Origin of the sequence: Litoreibacter roseus, assembly GCF_009811795.1 — a bacterium.
Classification (GTDB): domain Bacteria; phylum Pseudomonadota; class Alphaproteobacteria; order Rhodobacterales; family Rhodobacteraceae; genus Litoreibacter; species Litoreibacter roseus.
The window spans coordinates 1-22,930 of the sequence record NZ_BLJE01000007.1 but is presented as its reverse complement, the minus strand read 5'-3'; the positions used below and the strand labels follow the sequence as shown (position 1 = coordinate 22,930).

General features: G+C 59.7%; 24 protein-coding genes. 12 read left to right on the top strand and 12 right to left on the bottom strand.

The annotated features are described in order from the left end of the window. Window positions 1-2: 2 nt before the first annotated feature. Genes KIN_RS20105 through KIN_RS20090 form a run of 4 tightly spaced genes read right to left on the bottom strand, consistent with a single transcriptional unit; the run spans window position 3 to window position 4,211 of the window. Window positions 3-1,274 (bottom strand): DotG/IcmE/VirB10 family type IV secretion system protein, encoded by a 1,272-nt coding sequence (locus KIN_RS20105; protein ID WP_159810520.1) that lies wholly within the window; start codon window positions 1,272-1,274, stop codon window positions 3-5. Beyond that, complete coding sequence (locus KIN_RS22490; protein ID WP_243144990.1) at window positions 1,271-2,470, bottom strand: DotH/IcmK family type IV secretion protein; 1,200 nt, start codon at window positions 2,468-2,470, stop codon at window positions 1,271-1,273. Before KIN_RS22490 ends, KIN_RS20105 begins: the two co-directional genes overlap by 4 nt. After that, a complete protein-coding gene (locus KIN_RS20095) occupies window positions 2,470-3,117 on the bottom strand; it encodes a type IVB secretion system apparatus protein IcmL/DotI (protein WP_159810518.1) in 648 nt (215 codons plus the stop codon). Before KIN_RS20095 ends, KIN_RS22490 begins: the two co-directional genes overlap by 1 nt. Next, window positions 3,117-4,211: a thioredoxin domain-containing protein gene (locus KIN_RS20090; RefSeq protein ID WP_159810516.1), complete on the bottom strand. Its 1,095-nt coding sequence runs from the start codon at window positions 4,209-4,211 to the stop codon at window positions 3,117-3,119. The genes KIN_RS20095 and KIN_RS20090 overlap by 1 nt, the downstream gene beginning before the upstream one ends. A gap of 170 nt (window positions 4,212-4,381) precedes the next feature. Between KIN_RS20090 and KIN_RS20085 the strand changes: the two genes are divergently transcribed. From KIN_RS20085 to KIN_RS20035, 11 genes are read left to right on the top strand one after another with little or no spacing between them, the layout of a single operon-like run. Next, complete coding sequence (locus tag KIN_RS20085; protein WP_159810514.1) at window positions 4,382-4,900, top strand: hypothetical protein; 519 nt, start codon at window positions 4,382-4,384, stop codon at window positions 4,898-4,900. A gap of 15 nt (window positions 4,901-4,915) precedes the next feature. Next, a complete protein-coding gene (locus KIN_RS20080; RefSeq protein ID WP_159810512.1) occupies window positions 4,916-5,467 on the top strand; it encodes a hypothetical protein in 552 nt (183 codons plus the stop codon). Window positions 5,468-5,480: 13 nt separating this feature from the next. Further along, on the top strand, window positions 5,481-5,894 hold the full coding sequence (locus KIN_RS20075) for a DUF6750 family protein (RefSeq protein ID WP_159810510.1): 414 nt from the start codon (window positions 5,481-5,483) through the stop codon (window positions 5,892-5,894). Window positions 5,895-5,905: 11 nt separating this feature from the next. After that, window positions 5,906-8,926: a putative type IV secretion/conjugal transfer ATPase gene (locus tag KIN_RS20070; protein WP_159810508.1), complete on the top strand. Its 3,021-nt coding sequence runs from the start codon at window positions 5,906-5,908 to the stop codon at window positions 8,924-8,926. Beyond that, window positions 8,923-9,777, top strand: coding sequence for a hypothetical protein (locus KIN_RS20065; RefSeq protein WP_159810506.1), 855 nt, complete (start codon window positions 8,923-8,925; stop codon window positions 9,775-9,777). The genes KIN_RS20070 and KIN_RS20065 overlap by 4 nt, the downstream gene beginning before the upstream one ends. Continuing rightward, window positions 9,777-10,502 carry a hypothetical protein gene (locus KIN_RS20060; protein ID WP_159810504.1) on the top strand — a complete coding sequence of 242 codons (726 nt, stop codon included), beginning with the start codon at window positions 9,777-9,779 and terminating at the stop codon, window positions 10,500-10,502. The genes KIN_RS20065 and KIN_RS20060 overlap by 1 nt, the downstream gene beginning before the upstream one ends. After that, window positions 10,502-11,104, top strand: coding sequence for a hypothetical protein (locus KIN_RS20055; RefSeq protein WP_159810502.1), 603 nt, complete (start codon window positions 10,502-10,504; stop codon window positions 11,102-11,104). Before KIN_RS20060 ends, KIN_RS20055 begins: the two co-directional genes overlap by 1 nt. Beyond that, on the top strand, window positions 11,097-11,372 hold the full coding sequence (locus tag KIN_RS20050; protein WP_159810500.1) for a hypothetical protein: 276 nt from the start codon (window positions 11,097-11,099) through the stop codon (window positions 11,370-11,372). The genes KIN_RS20055 and KIN_RS20050 overlap by 8 nt, the downstream gene beginning before the upstream one ends. Continuing rightward, window positions 11,362-12,498 carry a conjugal transfer protein TraW family protein gene (locus tag KIN_RS20045; RefSeq protein WP_207710158.1) on the top strand — a complete coding sequence of 379 codons (1,137 nt, stop codon included), beginning with the start codon at window positions 11,362-11,364 and terminating at the stop codon, window positions 12,496-12,498. Before KIN_RS20050 ends, KIN_RS20045 begins: the two co-directional genes overlap by 11 nt. Before the next feature lie 5 nt (window positions 12,499-12,503). Further along, complete coding sequence (locus tag KIN_RS20040; protein ID WP_159810498.1) at window positions 12,504-13,067, top strand: hypothetical protein; 564 nt, start codon at window positions 12,504-12,506, stop codon at window positions 13,065-13,067. Next, a complete protein-coding gene (locus KIN_RS20035; protein ID WP_159810496.1) occupies window positions 13,064-15,361 on the top strand; it encodes a DotA/TraY family protein in 2,298 nt (765 codons plus the stop codon). The genes KIN_RS20040 and KIN_RS20035 overlap by 4 nt, the downstream gene beginning before the upstream one ends. Here KIN_RS20035 and KIN_RS20030 read toward each other — a convergent pair. From KIN_RS20030 to KIN_RS20005, 6 genes are all read right to left on the bottom strand, one after another. After that, window positions 15,358-15,753: a hypothetical protein gene (locus tag KIN_RS20030; protein ID WP_159810494.1), complete on the bottom strand. Its 396-nt coding sequence runs from the start codon at window positions 15,751-15,753 to the stop codon at window positions 15,358-15,360. The genes KIN_RS20035 and KIN_RS20030 overlap by 4 nt on opposite strands. Before the next feature lie 56 nt (window positions 15,754-15,809). Further along, entirely contained in the window at window positions 15,810-16,313 is a 504-nt protein-coding gene (locus KIN_RS20025; RefSeq protein ID WP_243144989.1) for an SOS response-associated peptidase, read from the bottom strand. Window positions 16,314-16,580: 267 nt separating this feature from the next. Beyond that, window positions 16,581-16,892, bottom strand: a complete 312-nt coding sequence (locus KIN_RS20020; RefSeq protein WP_159810492.1) for a hypothetical protein — start codon at window positions 16,890-16,892, stop codon at window positions 16,581-16,583. Window positions 16,893-17,215: 323 nt separating this feature from the next. Further along, window positions 17,216-18,964 (bottom strand): adenylate/guanylate cyclase domain-containing protein, encoded by a 1,749-nt coding sequence (locus KIN_RS20015; protein ID WP_279285296.1) that lies wholly within the window; start codon window positions 18,962-18,964, stop codon window positions 17,216-17,218. A 258-nt stretch (window positions 18,965-19,222) separates the two neighbouring features. Beyond that, a complete protein-coding gene (locus KIN_RS20010) occupies window positions 19,223-19,444 on the bottom strand; it encodes a putative antibiotic biosynthesis monooxygenase (protein WP_159810488.1) in 222 nt (73 codons plus the stop codon). Window position 19,445: 1 nt separating this feature from the next. Further along, a complete protein-coding gene (locus tag KIN_RS20005; RefSeq protein WP_159810486.1) occupies window positions 19,446-20,240 on the bottom strand; it encodes an aldo/keto reductase in 795 nt (264 codons plus the stop codon). Between the two features lie 94 nt (window positions 20,241-20,334). On the opposite strand from KIN_RS20005, the gene KIN_RS20000 reads away from it, so the two are divergent. After that, a complete protein-coding gene (locus tag KIN_RS20000; RefSeq protein ID WP_159810484.1) occupies window positions 20,335-21,234 on the top strand; it encodes a LysR family transcriptional regulator in 900 nt (299 codons plus the stop codon). A gap of 42 nt (window positions 21,235-21,276) precedes the next feature. On the opposite strand, the gene KIN_RS19995 is transcribed toward KIN_RS20000, so the two are convergent. After that, window positions 21,277-22,515 (bottom strand): type IV pilus twitching motility protein PilT, encoded by a 1,239-nt coding sequence (locus tag KIN_RS19995; RefSeq protein ID WP_159810482.1) that lies wholly within the window; start codon window positions 22,513-22,515, stop codon window positions 21,277-21,279. Further along, the coding region (locus KIN_RS19990) for a type IV secretory system conjugative DNA transfer family protein (protein WP_159810473.1) at window positions 22,512-22,930 on the bottom strand (419 nt) is incomplete at its 5' end. The genes KIN_RS19990 and KIN_RS19995, both read right to left, overlap by 4 nt.

The following is a 22,930-nucleotide window of genomic DNA, read 5'->3' as shown; positions in this document are numbered from 1 at the left end:
GGTCAGGGCCGTGTGACATTTGATGTGAACAGCACACCGATGATCTGGCGCGATCTCAGGCTGATGAGCGGGCCTTGCGGCGCGGAACGCACGAACTCGCCCGCCAGATCGTTTCCGACTTCAGCAAGCCCTTGATAGACGCCTTGCTCGAAAGTGGCTTGCGGGCGTGAGATGCCGACACCGCCGCCGAGATCGACGACCGTGCTGCCTGTATCAGACAGCGCGTCTCCCAGCCCGGATACGAACGCAGCTGCCACCCTCGGCGCATATCGCTGGATCAGACGGCGATCCATGTCTGAGCGCACCGCAAGCGATTTCTGACGCGCATCCACCGCATAGGCCGAAACGGGGATCTCTGTCCCGTCCGGAAGCACGGCCGTACCGAACTGCACGACGAGATAGGTGTTGTTCTGGTTGGGTTGGAAGCCACCAACGAGACGTGTCCCCGTGAGTGGCCCGCGCCGGATCTCGGCGACGACCGGCCCCGGTGTGTCGCTATCGTTCGTGATGATCGTGGAGGCCAATACGACATCCCCCGCGCGAGCAACGATCTCTCCTGCTGACTCTCGCGCACGTGCATCTTGGCCGATTTGCGTTGCTAGGTCGTCAGTCGTGGACGTCGAAGTGGGTTGTGGCAGAAGATCCTGCTCGACCACAACGGTCACGCCAGACGGCTGCACCTGCCACGATTGCAGAAGCCCCTGTTTTTGCGACGCCATCAACTGAGCCAGCTGATTGATGTGGTCATAGTTCGGCGCAGCCTCCGGGGCAGGGGCTGTGGGTTGCTGCCGGACGGGTTCGGTCGGCCGTTCGATGACGATCGTTTGTGGCTCTTGCGCGGGTTGCGTGCGTGGGTTGGCCGGTGGAAGGGGCCGGTTCGTGTTCGCCGGAGCGGTGACGACCGGTTCATCGATCTGTCGCAGCGGTTCATCGGGCGTTGCAATGAACGAGCCACCGTCATCGGCAGCCTCCTCAGCACCTTGCTCGTTCTGTCTTCTGAGATTGTCCTCATAGCGTTCCGACGTTCGTAGCTGATCTCCAGCGGGTGTTGTATTGACGTTTGGCGGACCGCTGATTCGGCTGTCGCCGATCAGGTCTGGATTGCGCCAGAGCTCAAACCCCACAGCACCGCCGACGGCGAGAACGCTCAGCAGCGCGACATTGCGGAACGAGAGCAAACCGCGGCTCCGAGGCCGTTCGATGCGTCGCGTACTTTGCGCCTTGGGTGCTTCCTGATCTTCGCTCTCTGCTTTTGGTTCATCGGTTTTGCTCATTGGGAAATCCTCACTTTGGTGACGACACCGTTCACCGAGAGAAGGGCGATTGCGGTGGGCCTGATCCTGTAGGCGTTGACTTGTCCGGCTGCCGTCAAAATTTGCGAGGCGGGTGGGGAGATCACGGTCTCTCGGGACTGCAGATACAAAGCGCCGTCGTAGCGCCATGCACGCACGGCCAGATTGTCGGTCGAGAGACGCTCTGCGTTGCCTGGGATGTCCGTTCCCGTCGCAAACGCCATCATGACGTCATTGGCAGCGCGCACCTGCGGCTCGCGTGCTGACGGGGTAGGGGAGGCGCGTTCCGCATTCGGGCCGAGCCCGTCGACGGTGAAGTCCCGCCGGTAATGCGTGTTGAGCGAGTTCGTGCGGACGTCAAAGACGAGCGGACGGCTCTCGCCCACTAAAGAGACGATGATGTTGGTGAACCCGTGCGGCACAAGCGGTGTGACCGCCAGTTGGTTTGATCCTTCCTGCATCGCATAGACCTGGAAGCTGGACGGTCTGCCGATGACATAGGATGCGATGGGCCAGGCTCGGCCCGTCCGGTCATAGAACGCCATCACGCTTGCTGTATCGGGACCGGTCAAAAGAACTTCGGGTGCTTGGCTTGGCCCGAGGCTGAGATGGACGGCATCCGTGATCGCGTTTGGAAAGCGTCCAGAGGGTGGTGTGGCTGCGGCTTTCTGGCTTTCATCGAGCCTCCGGCGATAATCGAGGATCATCTCTGGCGTCATCGGGAACTGACTTTGCAGGGCCGCGCCATAGGCCGTGATCTCTTCTGGCATTAGGGGACGATCCAGCTCATCGAGACTTTGCAACAACTCGGTCGCGCCGATGATGGGAAACTGGCCGACTGGCGTGCGGTCCTGGAGAGGTTGAGGTTGGACGCGCTGGTTTTGCTCGTTCTGTGAGACCGGTTCCTGGCCGATCGGCAGGGCAGGGGGCGTCGTAGTGGGCTGACCGTTCTCGATCGTGACCACGGTGGTGTCTGTGTTCTGCTCTGGCAGTGTCGCGGTCGGACGGACGCTGGGCGCGGGCAGGGGGGTTTGAACCGCTGTGCTGGGTGGCACGGTCTCATCCCCATTCTCATCGAGAAGGATCTGTTGCGCTGAAACGGGCGTTGTCGTGAGCAGCAACGCGATGAACGCGACTTGCCGACTGTTCGTGTTTGTTTTGAATATGTTACGCGGCATTAGGCTCCTCCGGGGGCTGCGATGAACCGGGAGATCGCCATGGCATAGGGGGACTCGTAGGTTTGCAGGCGTTCGATGTTGACGGTGATCAGGAAGTTTTGGCCGGTCACCTCCGATGCGGACTGATAGGTGACGCGCAGCGGGATCTGGACGATCCATTCATAGACGCCGCGACTGTTGACCCCTTCGCGCACGATCACCGCGTTGTTGGCGACAGCGGTCGTGTTCAGGCGTCGCCGCTGCACCAAGTCCAGCATCTGCGATTCCTGCACCGCATCGACGAATTGATTCCAGCCGGCCGGTTTGGTGAAGAACTGCAGCGCGTTGTTGAAGTCCGACCGGTAGTTGGCGAAGTCGTAAGTCAGGGAGGTCGTAACGGCGCGCACGGCGAAGTTGCTCACCTCCGCTGCAGTCTGGTGGGGTCGGTCCAATGGGACGAGCGGGAGGATCTGCCCATCCGTGCTGGTGGCAAAATAGCGTGGTTCGGGACGCGACATGGCGAGGTAGGCTGTCGAGGCCGCCAGAGCCAAGGTCGATATTCCGAGCGCCACCGCGATTTTGGCCATGACCTTATAGGCCGCCTCGAACGTGCGGGCGTTCCGCAGGATGGCTTCGGTCCGGGCAAGGTGTTCGCTGTCGCCGCCCATCAAAGCGCCTTTGCGATCGTCAGGATGTCGGAAGGCAGCTCGGAGAAGGCAAAACGGGCTCCGTCCTCCGTCATGAAGAGAAAGAAGGGGACGCCTGGCATCCTGTTGGCCCGCATCCAGTTGATGTTGTCGACGATGCCTTGCACGACCGCGCGGTCAGCAGTTTGCGTGTCCATCTGGACGACGGCGGCCGTACCACGGGTTTTGGATGTCATGTGAGACATGAAGGCTTCGGCCACGTTGTCCGCATGCAGGATCGAAAGACTGGTGTTGAACCCTTCCACACCAGTGATCGGCGCGAAAATGATACGCAGGTCGATGTCGCCCGCGCCGATCTGGGCGTGCATCTGATCGATGGTCCATTGGCAATGCGGGCATTCGGGGTCTGCGAGCATGTAAACGACCGGCGCGCCCGGCTTAGCTTCTGCCGCAGAAAACCAGATCCGCTCGTTTGTGGCTTGGTCGAAGATGGCGTTCATTCCGGCCTGGACCTCAGGCGTCGGGTCGGCCGATGCCGTGATCGGTGCGCTGACCAGCTCGTTTGCTGGCAGCGTTCCGGGTGCCTCGACCGGTTGGGCGGCTGGTGGACGCGACGCAGGCAGATTGCTCAGGACAGACGATAGCGCGTCTGCGGTTGACAGTTCTGTTTGCGGTGCGGGTGTCACTTGCGTGCTTTCGTTGCCCAATAGCGGAAAGGCGCGTTCGACGTCTGTGACTTCAGGTCCGCCAACAGTGGGCGCCAAGCCGAGCAAGGCGCCGGAGATGTCCTCTCCTTGCGGCCCGACGATCCTGCCGATGATCGTCAGACCATCATCCGTCGTCAGAGCGACGGTCGGCTTTCCGTCCTCACCCGTGATCGCCCAAGCCTGCATCTGAGCGATGCGCATCAACGGCCGGTGATCCTGCGCAGAAGATGCGAGCAAACCTTCAATAAAGGGAGAATTCCCCGCACAGGCGGAGAAGTTCTCTTTCCATGTCGACTCTTGTGCAAGAGCGGACCCGCCAAAGAACGTTGCGGTGATTCCCAAGACGATCAAACGCCGTGTTCCATGTTCGCCGGGGCGACGATTCATCCAATTTTGTGGGGTTTGCATCAGGTTTTCTCCTTTGGGAACGGCGGGCGTTTCAATTCCCTAACATCCGGTTTACATCGTTACTTATATCGTTATATATAAAGATATAAGACAAGTCGATCCAGTGTGAGTCCGGTTATCGATGGCGGTGATCCTCAAGTTTCAATGGGCCGCCATCCAGGGGGTGCAGAATGCAACAAGCCGATAGATCAAGACGTGTGGGACAATCCCGCCTTGCCGGCGCAGGCGTTGCCATGGTCGGCCTCGGGTTTCTCGTCATGTCAGCGACGGGATCGGCGATCGCTTGGCAGACTTGGGGAGACCGTGGCGCGCAAACCAGTGAACCGGTTGAAGCCGTCGAAACGGTTCGTTTTGACATCGCACCACTTGAGCGAGACCTGAATGCGCTTGTCCAAGACAACCTCGCACTCCGTGCCGAACTGGAGGCGCTGTCAGGTCGTGACGGGGTGCTGCCCCGCATCATCGCCCAGCTGCAAGAGGGCCGTCGCCTCGACGCGACATATGGGGCAGCGATCCAGCAACTCCTCGCGGGCGGCCTTCAATTGCGGGACGAACCCGCAGGTGTCGGAGCGTACGCCGCCACACAGCAAAACCTCCCCGTCCAAGTCACCCCGATATCGGTTGGGACGGATCAGCCTCAACGGGTCGTCGTGACCCCGGTGACCACTTCCGAAGGGCAGGGGCAGTGATATGGGACGCCACACATGGACGAGCTGACCGCCTTCTTTCAGCGTGTCGTCGCGATCCTGTCGCCTGCGCAGGCGTTTGTGGCTGTGCTGTGTTTCGTTCTGGGGATTGTACTGGTGATTATGGGGGTGCGCCTCTTCATGATCACGGCCGAGGAGAGGATGCACGCCCATCACCGTCGCCACGGGTTCTGGCAGGCGGGAGCCTATGTCGGGTTCGGGTTGTTAATCATCTCGCTCGATCTCACGCTCTCGGCATGGATCGCATCGCTCTTCGGAGCCGCGAACACAACGGCGAGTGCCGCCAGCGAGATCATGGCCTATGCGCCGGAGATGCTCTCTCCCGTGGCCGGTGCTCCCGGAGAGGCGATCCTGATCGCACTGGTCCGCGTCGCACAGTTCATCGGCTTACTTGCCGTCGTGCGCGGTCTCTTCCTCTGCGTGAAATCCACCGATCTGCCCGCCCAGGGCCTCATGGGCAAGGGCTTCATCCACATGATCGCGGGCGTGATGGCCGTCGATCTCCCCCGCACGGTCGGGCTCTTCGAAAACCTTTTCTTCGGACCATGAAAGGACATCCCCCATGTTGTGTCACCGCATCCTGAACCTCCGCCGCGTTTGCGCGGTCAAACCAACCGACCTTGCAGCCGCAACGGCGATACTGGCTCTTTCGCTTCCCGGCACGGCCTCGGCCCAGACCTTCGGTGACATCTTCACTGATATGCGGACCAGTCAGCTTGGGCCCTTCGCCGACATTCTCGGGACGATCTCCTTCGTGCTGGGCATCGCCTTCGGGATCATGGCTGTGATGGCGATGATCCGGCGCTCGCGCACGAGCAATGACAATTCCGTCGAGGTGGGCCGCATCCTGATGCTGTCGATCGCCGCGGCCTGCATGATCGCGATCCCGACCTTCCTCAACGTGGGCGTGGCTTCGATCTTTGGCACGGGCGCCGATCAGTCGACGGTCGACGGCCAACTCCGGTCCCTGAACTAGGGGCGGATGAGATGGTGGCCTTCTGGCATCAGGCAGCGGCCTATCTCGGCCGCAACGCGCTGAACGCGTCACTCGACAGCTATTGCCGTCTAGAGACCGCGGATGGCGCGCACGCCTTGCTGGCCGATGATGGTTCGATGGTCACCTTGTTCCGGCTTGAGGGGTTCCGCTCACTTCCCGGCGAACAGGACATCACGGAGGCCTGTGACAGGCTGCGTGTTGGTCTCTCTCCGTTCTTCTCAAAGCCTGGTCTCGCGCTGCAATTCTGGTTCGGTCACTCCCCCGAACTGGGGCGGCGCGAGATCGAAACCATCATCGAAGACACGTCACGCATCGCACGCAGCAACGCGCTGGATCTGCATGATTTGCTGGAAGAACGCCGCAGACTGCTGCCCAATGCGGTGCACGGAGAGCGGTGCTATCTGGCACTTTGGACCCGGCCAGCACTGCTCACCAGCGACGACCGCACACGCAGCCTCAAGACGCGTTCGGATATTCTTAAAGCGGCCCCACCACTCACGCTGGGACAGATCCCGGATGCCGCACTCGAGGGGCTCTCCGTCAGACACGAAAGCCTCGTGACCGCCCTCGAACGGGAATTCAGCGGCGCTGGCATCGTTCTGGACACCCTCGATACCTATGCCGCCCTCAATGCTATCCGCAAAGTGATCGCGCCCGAAACGCTTGGGCTGAACCATCCTTGGCGTGCGGTCCTGCCCGGTGACGCCTTGCGCGCACGGATGCCGACGCTTGATCGGCATTTCAAGCGCAAGGATCTGTCGAACCTCGTCTGGCCGACGCTCTCAGAACAGCTCTTTGCGGATCACGCGGAAGTCCTGGACAGCAAGGTCGTGCAGATCGGCAATACCGCCTTCTCCGGCTTCGACATCACGTTGCCCCCAGAGATCGTGGTCCCCTTCAACGATCTGATCCGACGCGTCGTCTCAAACGGAACAAAGATTTCCTGGCGCGCCTCGATGCTGATCGAGAGCGGCGGGTTCGCCGGTCAGGTCCTGCGCGAACAACTCGCCCGCCTCCTGCAATGGACCGCCCCCACACATAACGGCCGTATCAAAGAAAGCTTTGATCGGCTGCGCCAGACCGACGGTGACGGCAACACGGTCGTGCGCTGGCGGACGTCGTTTTGCGCATGGGCGCCTGCGGATGAGATCGGGCTCTTGAGGGCTCATGTGGCCTCGCTGCAAGAGATGGTTCGATCCTGGGGAAACAGCCAGACCAATGCTACAGCGGGGGATCCGCTCGATTGCGTAATGTCCTCGGCCCTCGGTCTCTCAACTGCGTCCACGGCCGAAAGCTGTGCCGCGGACCTTCTGGACGTGCTGGCCATGGCACCGTTGGCGCGGCCAGCATGCCCTTGGCAGAAGGGGTCGATCGTGTTTCGGACGGCTGACGGCAAGCCATTTCCCTATCAGCCGGGGAGTTCCAAGCAGAACGCCAGCGTCGATATCATGGTCGGCACGCCCGGATCGGGCAAATCCGTCTTGATGAACGCGATCAACCTCGGCGTCGCGCTCTCCCCGCAGGCCGGGAGTGATCACGACGACGCAGCCCTCCTGCCGCGGATCTCGATCATCGATATCGGCCCGTCCTCCTCCGGGCTCATCAGTCTGATCCGGGATGCACTTCCGCCCAAACGCCGCCACGAGGCGATGTTCCATCGGCTGCGCATGGTCGAACAGGACGCGGTCAACCCGTTCGACACACAGCTCTGCTGTCGCAAGCCCTTCGCCCACGAACGGGTGTTCCTCATCAACCTCATCGCCTTGATCTGCACGCCGGAGGACGGAGACGCGCCCTACGATGGGATCTCCCAGATGGCAGAAGCCTGCGTGGATGAGGCTTATCGGGTGCATTCCGACGGGTTCAGCCCGAAGCGCTACTCGGTGGGCATGGACCTCCAGGTCGATGAGACCCTCGCAGCACATGGCTTTGAGACCGACACGGCCACGAGCTGGTGGGAGATCGTCGACTTCCTCTTTGCCAAGGGCGATTTCCATGCGGCAGCACTCGCGCAAAGGCTCGCGGTGCCCGTGCTCGGTGACCTGGTGCCGATCTCGAACGCCGAGACGGTGCGCGAGCCCTTCGCAGAAATGCGCGTGCACGCAACGCAGGAGCCCTTGGTCGGGGCGTTCCAGCGCCTCATCACGGCCGCGATCAAACAATATGTCATCCTCGCCAGTCCCACGCGGTTTGACATCTCGAACGCGCGGATCGTCGCGTTCGACCTGGCCGGTGTGACCCAGGCCACGGGCGCGCGCGGCCGCAAGCAGACCGCCGTGATGTACATGATGGCGCGCCAGACGCTGACCTCGGATTTCTGGCTCGACGAGGATGAGATCAAGGCCTCGGCACTGCCTGAGCCGGTCAAAGCGCATCATCTGCTGCGCTGGCAGAACAACCGCCAGATGCCCAAACGCATCTGCATCGACGAATACCACCTCACCGGCGGGCTCGGCATACGCGATCAGATGGTCGCGGACGTGCGCGTGGGGCGCAAGGCCGGGGTCCAGATCTCGCTCGCAAGCCAGCTCATTGGCGACTTTGACCCGTCGATCCGCGAGCTAGCAACAAACATCTTCCTGTGCAACGTGCCGACCGCCGACAGCGTCAAAGCGGTCATGGACACCTACGATCTGCCCGACACGTTGCGGCCCGTGATCTCACGTCTAAGCGGTCCCGAAGCGGGGCAGGGGGCGCCGATCGTGGGCATCTTCAAGCTCAAGTCCCAGACCTACGTGCAGCATTTCTACAACCAGCTCGGCTCGATCGAACTCTGGGCCCTGTCGACCACGGCCGAGGACACAGCGCTGCGCGCGCTCCTCTACGAACAACTCGGCAGCCCCGAGGCGCGGCGCATCCTCGCGCGCCGCTTCCCCTCCGGATCGGCCAAACCCGAGATCGAAGCCGAACTCGAGCAGCTCATGGCGAGCGGCCAGATGATTGACGAGACCGTACGCGGGAATGTCATCGGCAGGCTTGCAGACACTTTGGTGAAAGGAGCCTACGCATGACCAGCCGGACCGCCATGAGAGTTGGAGCGCTGTGCTTCGCCGCTTTGGTTGCGTTGGCTGGACCGGCCATGGCCCAATCACCCGCCAGTCCCGTTCAGACCGAAACCGTGTCCTTCGCGGATGCCGACCCGCAGGCCACCCAGATCGCCCGTCGCATGTACGGTCAGGAATTCTCCCACGTGCGCGCCGTCCGCGTCTGGCTCGAGGCCCCGAGCGACGATCCCGAGCAGCTATTCGTCGAGCTTGGCAACGATCGCGGATGCGTCGAAGGCTGCCTGCAGGTGGCGCTTTTTCACAACGAGCAATGGCTGGAAATCTTCCGCCAGCCGCGCTCAGAACGGCTGGGACTGACCGGGGTCACGGCTACCGGCATGAAGTCAATCATCACCGATGATCGGCTCTGGTCCTGGAATGCGCGCAACTACGTGCCAGAGCCGTCCAAAGACGGTCTGACCCGCCGCGATGCAAATGAGACAGAACTCGCACTCGTGGCCGAACAGGTCAGCGGCGGCTTTGATGCTGGTGATCGATCCGCATTCGGCCCGCCTGAGGTTGATGTCTATGACGTCGACATGAACGGCTATCTGGGAAAGATCATCGCCGTCCGCTCGCCCGCAATCTGCGGGCAATCGACCTGTCCCGTCTATCTCGTCAACGCTGACGATCAGATCTTCCGGGTCCTGAGATCGCTCGAGGGCGAGGTTGGCCTGTCGCGACGCATACGAGACGAACAGGCGTTTCGGGGGATCGAACTGCTGACGCGCAACGGCATCTCCATCGTGTCGTCCAGCTCCGGCAAACGTCTTGGTTCGGTGCCCGTCCAAATCGTTCGGATCGCGGGGGCGCAGTAATGACCGTACGTGTTCTTCTTGCCGCTCTCGTTGCGATCGGTCTCGCAACGGCCGCGCTCGCATCGACCTATGCCGACCTCATTCGCACACAAGAGTCCGGCGGCAATTATGGTGCACTCAACACCCAAGGTGGGACTGCGGCCGGTGCCTATCAGATCACCGCAGGCACTCTCGCCAGCCTCGGCTATGTCCGGCACACCGGCGGCTCGCGCGGGAGCTGGGCCAACTACGAATGGACGGACGCCGCGCGCAGTCAGGGCGTGACCTCGCTCAGCGATTTCCTGAACTCCACCTCCGGGCACAGCCTGCAGGACCAAGCCTTTGGGGAACTGACCGACCGCAACCTTAGCTCGTTGTCATCGCAAACCCTCGGCCTGGCCGGTCAAACGGTGAATGGCGTTACCTTCACGCAAGAAGGCCTGCTGACAGCCGCGCATTTTCTGGGTGCTGGCGCGCTCAACGACTGGGTCGCCTCAGGTTTTGACCCGACCGTGTTTCCGCCCGAATACCTCACCGCAAACGGCTTCTCGTCCTACGCCGAGCTGCAATCCCACCTGCTCAATCGCATCGGGGCCGCGAGTGGAACATCCTACGCCGGCGGCTACGGCACGGGCGGACCCTATTCAGAAACAGACGGGTTTCCGGGCTTCGGGGCCAAACGCCCGGTCCTCATCCGCGAAACACCGCCCTTTCAGGGCGAACGTCAAACGCTGGGAGTAAACTGATGATCAGACAGACCAAACGATCCAACTTCTTCAGGGCCACGATGACCGTGCTTTGTTTCGGCATCGTGCAAACGGCCACGCCAGTCGCCGCGCAAGACAACGACCAGATTATCCAGCTCTTCCCCTCGAACGGTCAGGGATGCACCGACACGGTGAAGATCAGTCTCACCAATGCGATCCGTGCAGGCATTGAATCCGAAGTCTTGCGCGGCGAGGAAGCGCTCAAGCCGCCCGCCTCAATCGCGGCTTTGGGGTGTCTCGACAATCTCTTTGACGTCAATCTCGACATCGCGATCCAGGTTCCGAACCTGCAGGCCATCTTCGCGGCGGCCGTCTCCGCCGTGGAAGACCAGATCTGTTCCTTCGCCCAAAGTAAGATGAACGAGCTGACGGCGCAGATCACCGACCTGCTGCAACTCCCCACTTTCGAATTCCTGCCTATTGGCGGGCTCACCGGCAATGCCACCACCACCATCGGAGGCGTCGATCTGAACGTGGGCGGCGGACAACAGGGCACGGGCGTGACGGTCAACGGGACCACGGTCAGCCCCAACAATCTCGATGCGGTCTACGAGCTGATTTACGGAGGCGGCAATGAGTGAGGTCCTTTCCAAGATGACACTGTCCCGCTGGATTGCGCTCGCTATCGTACTGGCCGTTGTCGCCTTCGTCCTGCTGACACGCTTCACCTCGTTTCAGGTGCCGGAAACCTCTGTTCCCGAGCCGGGCGCACGGCAGGTGGGCGGTGGGGTCACGCCGCAAGGGTCGACGGTGACGGACAACAACCTCGATGCCGTCCAGGACATCATCGACAAGAAACCCGGCAACCCCGCGGGCGAGATCGAGAAAGGTCAGTCAGATGCAGACTAAGAATACCAAGAAGAACGCGCGACTGTCCTTCCGCCTGTCACTGCTGGCAACCACCGTCGCGGCCATCGGCATTGCCACCCCAAGCTATGCGTTCGGCGGCTGTTCCTGCGGTGGTGTCGCCAACATCGTTCGCAATGCACGGATCAACGTCAACAATCACACGACCGAGGTCGGCAACTACATTGTCGATAACATCCTGCGCGGTGTCGCCCAGCTCTCAGCCTATTCAAAACGCGAGACCGAGGCACAGACGCGCATCGCCGAAGCACAAGACCAGAACGCCGTGCTGCGCGAACGCCAGGTGATCCGCGCCGCGGCCGAAGGCGGGCGTTACGATCCGGCCGTCTCCGCCTGCATCGATCTTTCGGGCATCCAAAACTACGGCGGCGGGCAGACCAGCCAGGGCGTGGGCGGCATCGACATCGCCAATCTCTCGCGCAACCGCTCTTACGGCAACGGTGCGGCCGGAGAGCCAGTGCGCCAGGGCGGCCTCGCCCTCGCGCAAGAAATCCAGCTCGATCGCGACAGGTTGCGCAATGTGGCGGGTTTCGCCGATCCGACCTCGGATGTGCGGCTTCTGACGGAGGCCATCACGCTCGATACCTCCGATCAGGAAGTGGCGCAGGCCTATGCGCGCATGATCAACAACATGGTCGATCCGCTGCCGCCAAAGCCGATCACGACGCAAGAGGCGCAGACGCCCACCGGTCTGGCGCGGATCGCGGCACGCCAGATCGATGCGACAAGACGGTCGGCCTCCCATGCGGTCTTCACCTATCTCGGCGACATCGCGACGCCGACGGGCGGGACTGAACTCGCGACCTGGGCCCAAAACGCGGCGGGTCCGGCTTATCCCTACAATGTCGGCGATAAGGTCTCCTCCCTGCAGGCCGTCGATATCTTTGTGCATTCCCGTTTTGCAAACCCCGACTGGCACCAATCCATCGCCAGGATGTCACCGGAGTCCGTGCAACGGGAGCTCCTGCTCACGCAAGCCTTGAACCTGCATGTGAACTGGATACGGTTCGGCCTTGAGCGCCGCGTTGCGGCCGTTGAGGCGGCCCAGCTCGCGACCTACGTCGATGGCATCGAGGGGGCGGGCGGCGGCGCGCCGATCGGGAACTGATCTCCATGAGTGACCCGACGCATGACACCTCTGAAAAACCGAGCCGCGCGCGGCGGGCGGCGGGGTTCCTGGCGCGACGGGGCGGGTTGCATCGGGCCTTCGACGGCGCGCGGAAAGGAGCGGACTTTTTCGGTGATCTGGCCGGGCGTCTGCGACCGAAGCCGTTCGACCGCTTCGGCCTCTCGGGCCGCTATCCCGATGGCGGGATCGCGAGGTTCCAACACATGACCGAGAACATGAGCGAGTTCGAGCTGGGCGAGCAATATCGTGGCTGGCAACTCCAACGCACTTGGTTCCAGTATGCGGCCCTTGCCGCCGTGCTGGCGATCCCCGTCGGCGCCGTTTTCTTGCAGATATCAAAATACCTGATCTTCGGCTTGGTGACCTTGTTCCTCTTCGCGCTGTTCCGTGCGGTCCGCGCAGACTTCTTTGTCTGGATCCTCGAACAAGGTCGCTTCGGCGGGTTCCTCGACTATCTGGGCTCGCGCCTGCCGCGCAACGTGCAGATCATCCTGCCGGAGCGCCACCGCGGCATCAGCACCGACCGCAGGGCAGGGGACCCCAAATGACCCCCCACCGACGCCCCACAGCGCTCATTCTCCTCTCGGGCCTCGTTCTGATGTCGCTCGCAGGGCCTTCACTCGCTCAAGAAATCTCTGTCCCGGATATCTTCAGCGGCGACGGCGATGATCGCTCGAACACATTCTTCAACCTGATCTTTGGTGATCTCTTTCCGGGTCCTGCGGCCAATGATCGGACGGTGATCTCGCTTCTGATGCTGTCCCTCAACATCCTGTTCCTCGCGATCGGCGCGCTGTTTCTGCTCTACAACATCTTTCAGGGGACGCTGGACTCTGCCCATGAGGGCGTCATCTTGGGCCAAAAATCTACGATCTGGGTCCCTATCCGGGTTCTGACCGCCTTCGCCCTGCTGATCCCCCTCGGCAATGGATACAATGGCGTCCAGCATGGGATTTCCTATGTCGTGAGAGCGGGCACGGCGGCGGGCAGCTTCTTCTGGAACCAGACCGCCGATCTCATCATCGCCGATGAGGTCCCCATTGTCGGGACAGACTACGTTGCCTCCGATGCCCGATTCTTACAGCAACTCTGGCGGATGGAGTTTTGCCGCGCCGCCTATAACCACGAGGTCTCCAAAGGTGGAGCCTTGCAGCTTGTCAGCGGCGGCGTCTGGTCGGGTCTGCAACCCGCTCAACCGACCGATCTGATCGACGGATACACACCCCAGATCTTGACCTATTCAACCCCGACGATCACCGCGGCTTGCGGATCGATCACCTTGCCTTCTGCGACACCGGCGCTCAAACGCATCAGCCCCTCAACCAATATGGACGCGATCAATGCCCAGATGCGCGATCTGATCGACGATCTGCGCGCGACGATGCGCGGCTCGGCCGAGACGGTTGCCGCCAAAATCTCCAACCGCGAACCTGTCACTCCTGCCGATACTCCAAACCTCGCGCAGATGATGCGTCAGCTGCGCACGCAGCATTCGGCCATCGTTAACCCGATCGTCAATCCGAACGCGCTCTCCCAACTCGTCCAGAGCGAGAGCGGCACGCCGGTAACGCAGCAGATTCGGGCCATCGGATCAGATGGGTCCGGCGCATTGTCAGCACCGACGGCGATTGCGGGCGATCTCAAGACCGGCGGCTGGATGATGGCGGGATCTTACTACATGCTCATCAGCAAAATATCCGGTGATGCCAACGCGGTCGCATCGATGTTTCCGACGGCGACACCAGGAACCCTGATCTCAACGACCCTAAGCGGCGGTGTGCAGAATACCTTGGCGACAGAGCTCGGTCGGTCCTATTGGTTCCAGAGTAACGCGGACCGGGATGCACAGAAAATCCTCGCGTCCATCGGGGCCAGCTACAATGCGAGCGTATCTGCCTGGAACGAGGCGGCCGCCAATGCTGGACTGCGGGAGTTCATCACAGAAAGGGCATATGCCGGTGACGACGCCTCCTCGCCGGAGAATTTTTTGCCACCGCCGACCAATCTGCTCAAAGGCATCCAACTGCTGGCGCCTGACTCGATCACCATAGATCCGATGCTCGGCCTCATGGCTTTCGCATCGACGTTTCTGACCTACTCGGTCGCAGCGGTCGCGGTCCTGGCTACGGCCTCTGCCGTTCCGGTCTTCGGCTCGATCCCGGCCACACTTGCGTCGCTGACCAGCGGGTTGTTTCAGGTTGGCATCTTTGCAGCGATCTTTGTCGGGTTCATCTTGCCCTATCTCCCTGCCATCATCTGGCTGATCGCAATCCTGGCCTTCATGCTGCTGGTTATCGAAGCAGTCTTCGCGGCCCCGCTTTGGGCCGTGGCAATGCTCTCGATGGACGGGCACGGCATCTCTTCCAACATCGCGCTTAAGGGCTGGTCCCTGCTTCTGATGCTCTTTCTCACGCCACTCCTGATGGTGTTCGGGTTCCTGCTTGGGATGGTTCTGTTCCGCGTTGCGGCTTTCTCGCTCAATGGCATGATGTTTGCCGCACTGAGCTCGCAGATGGCGGCGGACCCCGGCGCGTTCGGGTTCCTATCGGACTTTCTTGTCATGGCCGTCCTGACAGTCTTTGTCGCTGTCCTCTATGTCATCATCATCGATTGGACCTTTAGCCTGATCAACATCTTCCCGGCGCGCGTCTTCAAGTGGATCGACGGCATTGGCGATGACCTCGGGGCGTCTACGGCAATGACAGCAAGGGCTGCCGCAGTCGCGGGTTCATATCAAGGAGGCGCGGCTACCGGCGGACTGCTAGCCCAAGCCGGCAATGTCGGATTGTCTAACCACCGCGCCAAGGGTCTTCGGATCGGCAACAAAGCAGCCAAGGACTAACGGCGAAAAAGCATCATCGTCGCAAAGATTTTAGCTCCACCGTGGTTCAAGCGCGTTTGCGGCTCCAGACGATCACCATACCCTTGACGATTCACGGTAAGGTAGCAAACCAAGGTGATCGCACAAAGCTGGCCGAAATAGACAGGCTCGGATACCAAATGGACAGGGATCGCCCACAAACCGTCCAAGAATCCGAACCCCTCCCAGGTGCTTGTACGCCAACCTGCGACAAATGCTTCGACTGTATCGAGAAGATGCAGCATCGCACGCCACCAATAGATCATCAGACCAACAGCAATCCATTGGCCGAGAAAATGCACCCAATGGCCCAAGGTCGAATGGGTCTCTCGCGTGCGTTTGAACCAGCGCAGGATGTTCAGGATGGGTTTCATAGTGCGACGATCGTAGCGCAATCGAAGTCAAAAGAACAGATGTTGAACATCCAGCATCAGTCTTCGGCGGGATCCCGTCTTGCGCCCTCCGCAACCACCTGCAGCGCGCCATCGGGCAGGGGCCTTTGCAACGTCAGCGCCTCCTCCGTATCGGCGCGCAGCCAGGTGTCGATCTCGTCAGGTTCGGTCAGGATCACCGGCATTGCCTTGGGGTGGACCCGTCCGACTTCTACGTTCGCATCGGTCGTCAGGAACGCAAAAAGATCGTTGGTGGTCTCGCCTTCCTTGAGTTTACGGACGGACGTCCACTCCGTCCAGATGCCCGCGAAGAAGGCGAGGGGTCGCTCTTCATTGAGGGCAAACCAGATGGGGATCTTCTTGCCGTCGCGGGTTTCATACTCGGAGAAACTGGTGAAAGGGACGACACATCGGTGTTCTGTTTTGAGCCATCGACGCCAGTGTGGTGACTTGGTGTTTCGTACATTGGTGACACCGGAGTCCGTTTTGCGGTTCTTCAGCACGAACTTCGGGCTAGGCATGCCCCAACTCATCATGGACATGGCCCGGCCCTCTGAGGATTGCCGGACGACAGGTCGAACATGTCGGGAAAGATACCCGGCAGAGTCGGCATATTGCCGGTCCGATCTTCCCAGACTTTGACCAGTTCCCTGATGGCCGCCTGGCCCTTGCTCAATGAATAGAGGTTACACACAAAACCGATCTCCCTTGGGCGGGAGTTTCGTCGTGAATGGGCGCTGTGTAAATGCTGGCTGGATGAATTCGGTTTAGGGCTGCTGTGCGGACTTAGCTGCCATCCAAGCGTTCGCCTATTTGTTCGCATGACTTTCTCTGCCACACATAATCGCATCCAGTTCTGCTACTGAGAGCGAAGCTACTGGAATCGCTTTTTTTGTTTCAACGAAGGGTAGCCATCCCTTCAGTGTTCTCATCCAACCGAATTCGCTGGGAACGCACTCAGCGGGAACAAGGAAATCTGTGCCGTAAGTTTCACTAAGGATTTCATAAAATTCGGAAAAATCATCGCCGTAGATACCCAAATCGGTAACGATCTGTGTGTCCGCGTTGACGTCTTCTATGCGGCTGTCATTCCCCCAAAACCGCCTCAATGCTTCAAGCATCTTATCTGGGGGCTCTAAGGTTTGCATAGCACTCGAATACCCGCTCTAGTTATCTTTTGAGAATGGCTTCCATGACAGCGCAATTCAAGCTCTCGTGGTAGGTCTGGGCTCGAAGCAGCCATCGGAGACGTTCGGTACGAGATTGCGACGCTCTGAGAGGTCTTCGAACGGCAAGGATGCGGGACAAAGTGTGAATTCGCTGCGCTTGCGCCAAGGGCTGTTTTTGAGAGTCTAGAATTAAGTTTAGTCCCTTTGAAACAACTACATTTAACTGTTCTGTGGTGTAAAATATGGCCCCGCTTTCTCAGCGTTGAGAAGACCGACTAGGTTGAAAGGTCTAGGTTTGACAATTGGGCCAATTCCAATCGCCAGAGTGGCCAAATGCGGCTTCTCTCGAAAATATCGGCGATGACGGACATTGAAAATGCTGGAAACAGTGTATGCGCGGCGGCTATGTGCTGTTGCGCAAGCGGTCTTTTGCCCCGCCGCAGTTCCACTAGTGCAAGAAATAGACTTGGCCACCAAGTAGCGCCAGCAGCACCCGCTGACCTTTCCAATGTGGAAACTGCGGGCTGCAAGTTTTCGGCGTTGTGCAGAAGCTGACCGATGCCCAGAAAGAAAAGATGTCCAGATCGAAATTTGGACGATTCTGCCAACTCTAGAGTACGTTCAGCGGTCGAGAGCAGTTGCAGACCGTCAGGGTCGTGTGTCTGAGCCCAATCTGGGGATGCAAATGTACAAGCAATGGATTTTCCATGTGGTGCACCCCAGGCATTGGGGTTCAAGCGTTCGACCTGTGCCGCCGATTCAAACGCGGCTTCTGTTTTCCCCATCATGCCGTAAACGCTCGCCAACATGACATAGCCACCCGGCATTTTTGGATCAATCCGAACGACTTCCATGGCGGGTTGCAAAGCTGCCGCGAGCGTTGGGTGTACTGGCCACGCACCACTCATCGCCTTACGGTAGCCCACAAAGGACTTCTGTATGTAAGCCGAAGTGTTCCGAGGTTCGAGCGCCACAGCCCGTGTCAGCATAGCGTCCGCTTCGTCAAATGCGTCGGGTAGGCCTGATGACATGAGATCATTCGCCCGCGCACTGAGTTCGGCAGCGTTCAATTGTTCTGGAGGACGCATCTCGGCTCGCATTTTTTCATATGTGTCGATCTCCGCGCTTATCCGCCGTGCAAGCATCATACCAAGCTCATCCACGAGCTCGAATTCATCTATGACGACCCGGTCAAATCTTTCGCTCCAGAGCCGCCGCCCGTCATGACGTGCCGATAGGTCAACCGTGACCCGTACCCGTTCACCCGACCTGCGAAGCGTACCCCTCAAATAATACTTCGAAGCTGCAGCGTCATCATCCGTTCGCTGGACCTTCAGCCATCGGTACTTTTCAAGCTCTATTGCCACAGCATCCAGTATGTCGGGGGCCATTTTGCTGGACGATGATCTTTCGACAAAATTCTCTAGCAGTACGGAAATTGGTTCCGAGGAACCGCCGGTCGGGGGAATCCCGCCGAACGCCCAGACCTTTACGGGCTCTGCGATGTTTTTCAGCAACCGCGCTCCTGCATTCTCAAAAGAAACTTGTAAATCCTTCGGCAAGTTCGCAAAGACGACATCGGAGATTGCGATGCCACCGGGCTTTGCGAGCGCTTCTAACCGCGACGCGATATTAACGCCGCTCCCAAAAACATCTTCATCGACAAAGCTCACCGTCCCTTCGTGAATACCGATGCGCAATGCCGGGGCTCCATCAAAAGTTAACTGTTTTTGTATCTCGAGTGCCGATGCGCAGGCTTCCTCACCCGCGTCGAATGCTGCCAACCATCCGTCCCCGAGCCGCTTGACAATTTCGCCGCCGCCACTCGAAATACATGGCTCGATAACACTGTCGCGAGCGTCTCTGAGAGCCTCCAATGCAGTTTGGTGATTCTCATCCATCATCTGCGAATATCCAACGACATCCGCGGCCAGAATAACTGATTTCCGCTCTGGAGTACTCAACTGAAACCTTCCACAAGTGCTGTCCCAAAACCGCTGCTCTCTTAAATCCGAACACAGCATATCAACTAAAGCAACCGTCCATGAATGCGGACATTCGCGCGCAGTGCAGCATCGGTCGTTCTGGGCTCACTCCGGACCTTCCTCGCAGCGCAGCAACGCTGTGGGCTTACCGTCGAACAGCCGTGAGGACAGACCTGCCGCTGCGAGAGTCAGGATGGGAAGTTTCATTGTCTGGCTCCTTTTGGGTATCAGGTGACAGTCCCACGCACGAGGAAATGCGCAAATTGAAAGCGGTTCCGAGTTTTTGTTGGCTGTGGTTTAGGTGTCTGCGTGACACCTTTTGCGATAGTTTTTCGAGAAATGAGCAAGCAGTCGGTTCAACGCTGGAACGATCACGACGGTCATCGCGGGAACCATGAGGCCGGTCAGAACAAGCGTGCGCAGGGCTAGCGGCCAATGCCCAAGCACTCCGTCGAGGGCGAACAGCAGGGCCGTGATAGTTGGCCAAGCTGCCGCCCAGGTGACCAGCACTCCGCGCATGTCAGGTTGCCAATACGCTTGCGTTGTCTTCCAGATGCGCGATTGTCGTCGTTCCGGGGATGACAAGAATGTTCGGTGCTCGCGCCAATAGGGTCCGCAGCGCTTCGCCCGGATCGACTGTTGCGCCCTGTTTCATCGGGTCTGCACCCAACGGACCATGCGGCACAAAAGCGATGCCCTGCTCGTTCAGCCAGTCGATCATCTCTTCCAGTTCTTCATCACGTTCATCAGCGGGGGAATAGCGGTTCTGCACTGCCGCAACCGGCGCGACTTTCAATGCCTCCTCGACTTGTGCACGGGTAACGTTCGACAATCCGATCATGTCGATTTTCCCGGCCTGCCGCATCTCTTCGAATGCTGCCACACTCTCAGAAATCGATGTGATGCCGTCCGGCGCATGTACATAGTAGAGGTCGATCTTGTCCGTGCGCAGGCTTGCAAGGCTTTCTTCCAGATGCCGTTTCATCGTTTCAGCGGAGGTATCCCTCGCAAGGCTTGTGGCACTTTTCTCGACACCGCCTTTGGAAGCGATGAACATCTCGCCATAGCTGCCATCGGCGTCCACCAGTGCATCGGCGATCAGCTTTTCGTTCTCATGCGGGCCATAGGCACGGGCTGTATCGATGTGGTTGATACCGAGATCGCGCGCACGGCGCAGCAGGTCAATGCCGCCCTGCCAATCGGCGTAGGGGCCGAAATTGCGAGGCTGGCCGGTCAGGCGCATCGCGCCATAGCCGATGCGGTTCACGATCCGCCCGTTCAGGAATATGAAGGTCGTGTTCGGATCATTGGTCATGTCTTGGGTCCTTTCGTTTCTATTGCCCGGAACATACCCATCACCAAGAGACGCGGTAGTAGCATGAAAAGTAAGATTGCTATACGTTGATCGTATGAGCACCCGATTTGACCGCCTCGCCCTTTTGGAAACCTTCGTACGGATCGCCGAGCGGCAGTCGCTCTCCGGGGCCGCGCGTGATCTCGGGACATCGCAGCCCTCAGTTTCCCGGCAACTTGCAGCATTGGAAAACCGACTTGGCGTCGTGTTGATACGCCGCACCACGCATGACGTGACGCTCACTCCAGACGGTTTGGAGCTATTGGCGGATGCCCGGCGTATGCTAGGAGAGTGGGAGGCGATTAAGGATCGTCATCGCAAGGATGACGCGCTGATGGGCACCATCCGGGTCATCGCTCCGGTCGCCCTTGGCCAGAGCCTGTTCATCAAGTCTGCCACGCACTTCATGAAGGATCACCCCGATGTCACGATCGATTGGTGGCTGCGCGATGATGCGATCCGTTTTGCCGAGGAAGGGTGCGATTGCTGGCTGAAGATCGGTTCTGTTCCGGATGATACGCTCATCGTGCGTGAGCTGGCGCGAGTGGAACGCCTTGTCGTCGGAACAACGGAATGTCTGGCGCAACATGCGGGGATTGACTTAGAGGCAATGCCTTGGCTTACACTTGGTCCCTTCGAAGGAAACCGGATTGAGTTGTTCGATGAGAGTGGAACACCGAAGACTTTCGCAGTCACGCCGAAGATGGCCAGCGACAACATTTTTGCCGTCTATGAAGCCGCAAAGCAAGGCGTCGGCATCGCCATTATGCCCCGTTGGTTTGTTGCGTCAGACCTTGAGGATGGAACACTGATCGACGTTGCACCAAACCTGCGTGCCGCACGTTTGCCGGTGAACCTCGCCCTCGCATCAGGAACCAGGCGCCCCGCCCGTGTCGAGCAGTTTTGTGAGGCCGTGCAGGACTATTGTGATGTCCACCTCCGCGTGGATGCTTAACGCGGAAACTCGTGCAGTTTGCAGTATCCCCCTAAACTTGACTCAGACCTGACTCTTGGACTGCTGCTCCGATGATGACCCCAAACCAATCGTCTCAACATCCGCCTCTCTCACCAATCCGTGCTTCACCAACAGTTCCGCCGAATGCACCTTTGACCGCGCCACGATGGTCGGATCCCACACCGCTTCCGCAAATATCTCCTCAACGAGCGTTGCCCATTCAAGCACTGGCCGATCCAGGAATCGGCTCCGTATCCTTTGATCGAACACCAGGTATTCCCGCAACGCGATCCGGCCTTTGCCATCGGCGCGTTGCAATAGCCTTTGCCAAACGATCATATTGAGCGATGTCATGAGATCGAAGGACCGAACGGCTTGCTCCTCGGGCGGAAACAGGAACGCCATACGCCGCAGGGCCTCTGCGATGGAGCCAGCATGCGTTGTCGTGTTGACCAGGTGCCCGGTCAAACAAGCCTCGATACAGGCTTCCATGCTTTCGCGATCACGGCTCTCGCCAACGTTGATGATCGCGGGCGCACGGCGCATGGCTGCGCGTATGCCTTCTGCAAAGTTCGGGATGTTGCGCCCGATGCCAACCTCGGACTGGCTGATGAACGACGGCGTATCAGCTGTATCCGTATCGATGTCACGGAATGTGTATTCGATAGGGGCCTGAAGATCGACGATCTTGCGGGATCGTTTGGCGTTCTCAAGATGGCATCTGGTCATCGCCGCCATCGTGGTCGATTTTCCGTGCCCGGTCGCGCCTGCGACGACGATGATCCCACTCGTGGGTTCGAGCCTGTCATGGAGTTCTTCCTCAAGACCAACTTCCTCCAAGGTCGGTGTCTTATCCGGAAGGACCCTCAGGGTGATTTGCACCCCGTTGGTCCCGAAGCGCTGCTCGCCGACAGCATTTACCCGAAACCTCTGGCTGCGCTTTCGGTCGATCTTTTTCTCGTAAGAAAAGTCCAATGCCCGGCCTGCACTTACGAGCGACATCGCATCGTTTGCCGTCCAGAGATGCGCCAGCATGGCTTGGGCCTCCGGCAAGAGCAGGGGCCGTTTCGTACCAAACTTCTGTTCCCCATGAAGCTGGACCCGCACGCGCAGATCAGCGCTGATATTGATATCGGATGCGCCCTTGAGTGCGGCCCCCACCAGGAAATGGTCGAAGGCGTCCAGATCGGTATCGAACCGGTTGGGCTCGTCCTTGAGGATGTTGAACTCCGGGGCAGTCACGTCCGCGGTACTCATATCGATGCGGTTCAAGTCGATCATTTGATCACTTCGAACCGGCGCTGGAGGGGACGCCACTGCGAGGGATCACGCACGAACTGTGCCGCGTTGACGATGCGGACCCGACGCTCACCGATGAACAGCTCGTCCCCTTCGCCCGTCGCCCGACGCTCGGAATCACGAATGATCATTTCAGTAATCAATCCGGCCTGCACGAGGCGGCGATATTCGATCATGCCGAGATAGTCGCGCCGGAGCCGTGCGAAGTTGAACTCCAGCGCTTCGTCGGCCTGTTCGACGCCCGCCTGCCAGCCTTCGGCGGCAAAGCGTGCGAACACACGTTTTTCTTCACGGTTCTGTGGGAGGAAGTCATCGTTCTGCTGCGCTGGCTCCTCGAGCGGGATCACCAAATAGTCGCGCCATGTCGGTACGACGGTCGTGATCCGACCAGGGATCT

Coding starts and splice junctions, on each gene's coding strand:
- KIN_RS20040 (WP_159810498.1), top strand. CDS start 12,504: ATGAGTGACCCGACGCATGACACCTCTGAAAAACCGAGCCGCGCGCGG.
- KIN_RS20050 (WP_159810500.1), top strand. CDS start 11,097: ATGAGTGAGGTCCTTTCCAAGATGACACTGTCCCGCTGGATTGCGCTC.
- KIN_RS20065 (WP_159810506.1), top strand. CDS start 8,923: ATGACCAGCCGGACCGCCATGAGAGTTGGAGCGCTGTGCTTCGCCGCT.
- KIN_RS20085 (WP_159810514.1), top strand. CDS start 4,382: ATGCAACAAGCCGATAGATCAAGACGTGTGGGACAATCCCGCCTTGCC.
- KIN_RS20020 (WP_159810492.1), bottom strand. CDS start 16,892: ATGCTTGAAGCATTGAGGCGGTTTTGGGGGAATGACAGCCGCATAGAA.
- KIN_RS20035 (WP_159810496.1), top strand. CDS start 13,064: ATGACCCCCCACCGACGCCCCACAGCGCTCATTCTCCTCTCGGGCCTC.
- KIN_RS20015 (WP_279285296.1), bottom strand. CDS start 18,964: ATGCTGTGTTCGGATTTAAGAGAGCAGCGGTTTTGGGACAGCACTTGT.
- KIN_RS20095 (WP_159810518.1), bottom strand. CDS start 3,117: ATGGGCGGCGACAGCGAACACCTTGCCCGGACCGAAGCCATCCTGCGG.
- KIN_RS20000 (WP_159810484.1), top strand. CDS start 20,335: ATGAGCACCCGATTTGACCGCCTCGCCCTTTTGGAAACCTTCGTACGG.
- KIN_RS22490 (WP_243144990.1), bottom strand. CDS start 2,470: ATGCCGCGTAACATATTCAAAACAAACACGAACAGTCGGCAAGTCGCG.
- KIN_RS20055 (WP_159810502.1), top strand. CDS start 10,502: ATGATCAGACAGACCAAACGATCCAACTTCTTCAGGGCCACGATGACC.
- KIN_RS20075 (WP_159810510.1), top strand. CDS start 5,481: ATGTTGTGTCACCGCATCCTGAACCTCCGCCGCGTTTGCGCGGTCAAA.
- KIN_RS20070 (WP_159810508.1), top strand. CDS start 5,906: ATGGTGGCCTTCTGGCATCAGGCAGCGGCCTATCTCGGCCGCAACGCG.
- KIN_RS20080 (WP_159810512.1), top strand. CDS start 4,916: ATGGACGAGCTGACCGCCTTCTTTCAGCGTGTCGTCGCGATCCTGTCG.
- KIN_RS20090 (WP_159810516.1), bottom strand. CDS start 4,211: ATGCAAACCCCACAAAATTGGATGAATCGTCGCCCCGGCGAACATGGA.
- KIN_RS20030 (WP_159810494.1), bottom strand. CDS start 15,753: ATGAAACCCATCCTGAACATCCTGCGCTGGTTCAAACGCACGCGAGAG.
- KIN_RS20060 (WP_159810504.1), top strand. CDS start 9,777: ATGACCGTACGTGTTCTTCTTGCCGCTCTCGTTGCGATCGGTCTCGCA.
- KIN_RS20005 (WP_159810486.1), bottom strand. CDS start 20,240: ATGACCAATGATCCGAACACGACCTTCATATTCCTGAACGGGCGGATC.
- KIN_RS20045 (WP_207710158.1), top strand. CDS start 11,362: ATGCAGACTAAGAATACCAAGAAGAACGCGCGACTGTCCTTCCGCCTG.
- KIN_RS20025 (WP_243144989.1), bottom strand. CDS start 16,313: ATGTCCATGATGAGTTGGGGCATGCCTAGCCCGAAGTTCGTGCTGAAG.
- KIN_RS20010 (WP_159810488.1), bottom strand. CDS start 19,444: ATGCGCGGAGTGCTGGTCACCTGGGCGGCAGCTTGGCCAACTATCACG.
- KIN_RS19995 (WP_159810482.1), bottom strand. CDS start 22,515: ATGATCGACTTGAACCGCATCGATATGAGTACCGCGGACGTGACTGCC.
- KIN_RS20105 (WP_159810520.1), bottom strand. CDS start 1,274: ATGAGCAAAACCGATGAACCAAAAGCAGAGAGCGAAGATCAGGAAGCA.